This is a genomic window from Streptomyces sp. NPDC044984 (genome assembly GCF_040646935.1).
Lineage (GTDB): Bacteria > Actinomycetota > Actinomycetes > Streptomycetales > Streptomycetaceae > Streptomyces.
In genome coordinates this window covers 1-1,699 of record NZ_JBEZBE010000107.1, presented here as the reverse complement: position 1 = coordinate 1,699, position 1,699 = coordinate 1, and the positions used below count along the sequence as shown (strand labels likewise).

Genomic DNA, 1,699 nt, shown 5'->3' with positions numbered 1-1,699 from the left:
GGTGGTGACGCGGTGCTGCTGCGGACTCAGGTTGATCTTCGTACCGGCGCCCTTGGTGGCCGCGACCTCGGTGGTGCCGCCGTCGTCGGGGTTGCTGCACGCGGCGAGGACGAGGGCGGAGGCGAGTCCGAGCGCGGCTGCGGCGGTGCGGCGGGTGATCGAGGTGGACATGGTCGTGCTCCTTGCTGCGGAAAAGGGGTGAGGGCCGGTCAGAGGACCTTGGAGAGGAAGGCGCGGGTGCGCTCGTGCCGCGGGGCGTCCAGGACGGCCGCGGGCGGGCCCTGCTCCACGACGACGCCGCCGTCCATGAACACCACGGTGTCGGCGACCTCGCGGGCGAAGCCGATCTCGTGGGTGACGACGATCATGGTGGTTCCGGTGCGGGCCAGGTCCTTGATGACGTCGAGGACCTCGCCGACCAGTTCCGGGTCGAGCGCCGAGGTGGGCTCGTCGAAGAGCAGCACCTTCGGTTCGAGGGCGAGCGCGCGGGCGATGGCCACGCGCTGCTGCTGGCCGCCGGAGAGCTGCCGGGGGTAGGCGTCGGCCTTGTCGGCGAGGCCGACCCGCTCCAGCAGGCGACGGGCGGCCTCCTCCGCTGTCTTGCGCGGGCGGCGCAGGGCGGAGACGGGGGCCTCGATCAGGTTGTCCAGCACGGTCAGGTGCGGGAAGAGGTTGAAGTTCTGGAACACGAACCCGATGTGGGTGCGCTGCTTCAGAACCTCCTTCTCCTTCAGCTCGTACAGCTTGCTCCCGGAGCGGCGGTAGCCGATGAGCTCGCCGTCGATGCTGATCCAGCCGCGGTCGACCTTCTCCAGGTGGTTGATGGTGCGCAGCAGCGTGGACTTCCCCGAGCCGGACGGGCCGAGGATCACGGTGACCTCGCCGGCCCGGACCTTCAGGTCGACGCCGCGCAGCACCTCCAGCGGTCCGAAGCTCTTGTGGACGCCGTGGACGGCCACCATCACGTCGTCGACCGTCGGCGTCGCGTCCTCGACGGCCACCGTCACGTCGCTCATCGGCTGTCTCCCAAGGGCTTCAGGGGTATGACGGGCTGGTCGGGCTGTGCTGCCGCCGCGCGCAGGCGGCGGACGAAGCGCCGGGCGCGCTGGAGTGGCGTGGGCGGCGGGGTGCGGTTGGCGCCCCGGGCGTAGCGGCGCTCCACGTAGTACTGCGCGGCCGACAGCAGCGAGGTCAGTACGACGTACCAGGCGGTGGCGACGAGCAGCAGCGGGATCACCCGGCCGTTGCGGCCGTAGATGACCTGCACCTGGTAGAAGAGCTCGCCGATGGCCATCACGTAGACCACCGAGGTGCCCTTGAGCAGGCCGATGATCTCGTTGCCGGCCGTGGGCAGGATGGCGCGCATGGCCTGGGGCAGCACGATCCGGCGGATCTGCCGCAGCCGGGGGATGCCCAGGGCCGCGGCGGCCTCCGACTGTCCGTGGTCGACGGCGATGACGCCACCGCGCACGATCTCGGCGGCGTAGGCGGCCTGGTGCAGCGTCAGTCCGATGACGGCGGCGCCGATGGTGCCGATGAGGCTGTTGCTGTCGACGGACCAGAACACCGGACCGAAGGGGATGCCGATGCCCAGCCTCTCGTACAGCGCGCTCAGGTTGAACCAGAACACGAGTTGGACGATCATCGGGATGGACCGGAAGATCCAGACGTAGGTCCAGGCGACGGTCTGCAGCACCGG

At 70.2% G+C, this 1,699-nt stretch carries 2 protein-coding genes; both read right to left on the bottom strand.

Annotation, left to right across the window (positions count from 1 at the left end):
- Positions 1-209: 209 nt before the first annotated feature.
- Positions 210-962: an amino acid ABC transporter ATP-binding protein gene (locus AB0A94_RS38660; RefSeq protein WP_361751724.1), complete on the bottom strand. Its 753-nt coding sequence runs from the start codon at positions 960-962 to the stop codon at positions 210-212.
- A gap of 50 nt (positions 963-1,012) precedes the next feature.
- Positions 1,013-1,699: amino acid ABC transporter permease (locus AB0A94_RS38655; protein ID WP_361751721.1), on the bottom strand; the 687-nt coding region annotated here is incomplete at its 5' end.

Bases quoted from the DNA above. Each gene is read 5' to 3' on its own strand.
- AB0A94_RS38660 (WP_361751724.1), bottom strand. From the start codon at position 962: ATGGTGGCCGTCCACGGCGTCCACAAGAGCTTCGGACCGCTGGAGGTG.